This is a genomic window from Streptomyces sp. NPDC051051 (genome assembly GCF_040682975.1).
Taxonomy (GTDB): domain Bacteria; phylum Actinomycetota; class Actinomycetes; order Streptomycetales; family Streptomycetaceae; genus Streptomyces.
The window spans coordinates 1-3,593 of sequence record NZ_JBFBCB010000126.1; the positions used below are offsets into that span (position 1 = coordinate 1).

A 3,593-nucleotide genomic window follows, 5' to 3' on the forward strand; every position below is an offset into this window, starting at 1 on the left:
CCTCCGCGAACGCCTTGCACCGACCATCCCCCGCCAACCCACCCTGACGACCGAACTCCACGAACGCACCCGGCGTCGACATCACCGTCACACCGGCGACCAGGGCCATCGTGCACTCGCCCGAGGTGAGGGAGCGCATGGCCCAGTGCAGGGCGACGAGCGAGGAGGAGCAGGCGGTGTCGACCGTCACCGCAGGGCCCTCCAGGCCCAGGACATAGGCCAGCCGACCGGTGATGACACTCGCCGCGTTGCCGGTGCCGACGTATCCGCCGAAGTCACCCTCCGACATGCTCAGCAGGGCCGGGTAGTCCTGGCCGTTGGTGCCCGTGAACACACCCACCCGTGAGCCGCGCAGCGATCGCGGGTCGATGCCCGCTCGCTCCACCGCCTCCCACGAGGTCTCCAGCAGCAACCGCTGCTGCGGATCCATCGCCAACGCCTCACGCGGAGAGATGCCGAAGAAGTCCGCGTCGAACCCGGCTACATCGTCCAGGAAGCCGCCCACACGGACGTAGTCGAGGTCCGGTGTGCCAGGCAGGTCCACTTCGGACCAGCCGCGGTCGGTGGGGAACTCACCGATGGTGTCCTCGCCTCGCAGGAGTACGTCCCAGAGTTGTTCGGGACTCTCCACTCCGCCGGGGAAGCGGCAGCCCATTCCGACGATGACGATCGGGTCGTCGGCCGGTGTGCCGCTTCCCCCGTGCGGGGCCGTGGAGAACGTGGGGACTCTCTCCTCCGCCAGTGGGCTGAGCGCTGCCAGCAGGTGGTCCGCGACCGCTCGGGGCGTGGGGCAGTCGAAGGCGAGTGTGGCCGGCAGGGGGAGGCCGGTCTCCCTGCTGAGGTTGTTGCGCAGTTCCAGGGAGGTCAGGGAGTCCAGGCCCAGCTGGGTGAACGGCAGGTCGAGCCCGATCGGTGTGCCCGGCGCGTGTCCCAGCACGGTGGACAGGGTGCTGCGCACGAGATCGGTCACGGCGTCGCGGCGCCTGGGCCCCGGCAGGTGCGCGAAGCCCTCGGGGGCGGAGGTCCCGAGAGCGGGCGCGGCTGCCGTGCGCAGGATCGGCCGTCCCGTCAGGGAACGCAGCAGGGGCGGCAGCCGGTCGGCGGTGCGACGCAGCGCGGTGCGGTCGACGCGCAGCGGGACAGGGGTGTTGCCGGTGTGGGTCAGGGCCCGATCGAACAGGGCCAGGGCGTCATCAGTGGGCAGGGCGATGATGCCGTTGCGCGCGGCCCTGTCGTGCGTGGTGTCGGCCAGGTCCCGGGTCATGGCGCTGTCGGCCTCCCACAGCCCCCAGGCGACGGACAGCGCGGGGCGGCCCTCGGCGCGCAGGGCGGAGGCGAGGGCGTCGAGGAAGCTGTTCGCGGCCACGTAGTTGCCCTGGCCGGCGCTTGCCAGGGTGGCGGCGGCCGAGGAGAACATCACGAACGCCGACAGTCGCTGGTCTTCGGTGAGTTCGCGCAGGTTGCACGCGGCGTCGACCTTGGGGCGCAGCACGGTGGAGAGCCGGGCCGGGGTGAGGGAGGTGATGACGCCGTCGTCGAGGAGGCCGGCGGCGTGGACCACGGCGCCGAGCGGGTGGTCCTCCGGGATCATGCGGATGGCCTCGGCGAGGGCGTCGCGGTCGGCGGCGTCACAGCTCACGACCGCGGTCCGGGCTCCGTGGGCGGCCAGCTCGGCGATCAGCTCGGTGGTTCCGGGAGCATCCGTTCCGCGGCGTGTCACCAGCAGGAGGTGTCGGACGCCGTGGTGGGTGACGAGATGGCGGACGACGGCCGCGCCGACGGTTCCCGTGCCGCCCGTGACGAGGACGGTCCGGTCCGGGTCGAACGTCACGGCGGCATCGCCGCTGGGCGGTGCGGTCTCGGCGCGCGTGGGAGCGGGCGTGTGCCGCGGGCCGTCCGCCCGGGTGAGGGAGGGCACGAGGAGTCGGCCCTCGCGGAGGGCGAGGTCGTCCTGGTCGAGACGGGCGCCGAGGGCGATCTCGTCGTCCGAGGGGGCGACGTCGGTGTCGAGGAGCAGGAAGCGGCCCGGGTTCTCGGACTGGGCCGACTTGACGAGCCCGCGCACCGCGGCGGCCGCGAGATCGGCGACGGCCTCGTCTCCGGTCACGGCCACCGCGCGCCGGGTGACGACGAGCAGGCGCGACCGCGCCGCACGGGGGTCGGTGAGCCAGCGCTGGAGCAGGGCCAGGGCGTGCGCCGTGGACGTGTGCACGTCGAGTGCCGTGACAGCGTCGGGGTCGGGGTCGGCCGGGTTCCACGGGACGACGACCAGTTCGCCGTACGGGGTGTCGGAGACGTCTTCGAGTACGTCGTCGGGGCCGGTGAGGAGAGTGGTCGAAGAGGGCGCCGGCCGGGAGGCCGGCCCGGCGGGGTTCCATGTGACGGTGTAGAGGTCACCGACGTGGCCGGGCGCGCCTGTCGGGAGGTCTCCGATGTGGTGGGGTGTGACCGAGACCGCCTGCGCGGTCAGTACGGGAGCGCCGCTGCCGTCCAGCAGCCGGAGCACGGCCCCGGCGTCGGGCGACGGGGTGATGTGGACGCGGACCGACGTCGCCGCACGCGCGTGCAGGGTGACACCGGACCAGGTGAGCAGCCGGGGTGCGGGGTGGCCGAGCGCGGTCAGCGCGACCATCGCCCCGTCCAGCAGGGCGGGGTGCACGGCGAACCGCGCGGCACCCGCCTCCTGGTTCTCGTCGAGAACGACCTCGGCGTGGATCTCGTCGCCCAGACGCCAGGCCGCCTTGAGGGAGCGCGCAGCGGGATGCGCGCCGTCCGCCGCGTCGAGGGCGGCGTACAGCTCTTCGGGGTCGATCGCGACCGCGCCAGGAGGTGGCCAGGCCTCCTCCCCCACGGCGGCGTCGGCGGCCGGTTCGTCGTTGCGGACACGGACCAGCGTGCCGTGGGCGTGCCGCGTCCAGGGCCGGAGTTCGTCGGTCCGGTCGGTGTCGGGGTCGAGGGGCCGTGCGTAGAGCGCGAAGCTCCAGCGGTCCTCGCCGTCGCTCGCCTCGGTGACGGTCTGCACCTCGGTCTCACCAGCCGCCGGGAGCGGCAACGGTACGTCGATGTGCAACTCGTCGAGGTGATAGGCGCCGAGGGCGCGTCCGGCGTGCAGGGCGAGGTCGGTGAGGACGGCTCCGGGTATGAGGGCGCCGCCACTGGTGGCGAGGTCGGCGAGCCACGGGTGGACGCGCCGGGAGAGGCGGCCGGTCGCCATGACGGTGCTCGAGTCGGCGAGATTGATGCCGGTCGACAGCAGGGGGTGGTCGCCGCGGTGCCCGGAGTGGTTGATGACCGGGTCGAGCCAGTAGCGGTGTCGTTCGAAGGCGTAGGTGGGCAGTTCGACGAGTGGGTGGGGTCCCGGGAGCAGGGCGTTCCAGTCGACGGCCAGTCCCGTCGTGTGCAGGGAGGCGAGGGCGGAGACGGCTGTGTCCACCTCGTCGCGGTGCTTGCGGAGGGTGGGCACGAACAGTATCCCGTCGGCGTCCGGAAGGCAGTTCTGGGTGAGGGCGGTGAGGGTGGCGTCGGGGCCGAGTTCGACGAAGCGGGTCACGCCCTGCGCGGCCAGGGTGGTGACGCCGTCGGCGAACCGGACG

At 73.0% G+C, this 3,593-nt stretch carries 1 protein-coding gene; it reads right to left on the reverse strand.

Annotated elements, in window-relative coordinates:
* Positions 1 to 3,593: SDR family NAD(P)-dependent oxidoreductase (locus AB0N31_RS36325; RefSeq protein ID WP_366062811.1), on the reverse strand; the 3,593-nt coding region annotated here is incomplete at both ends.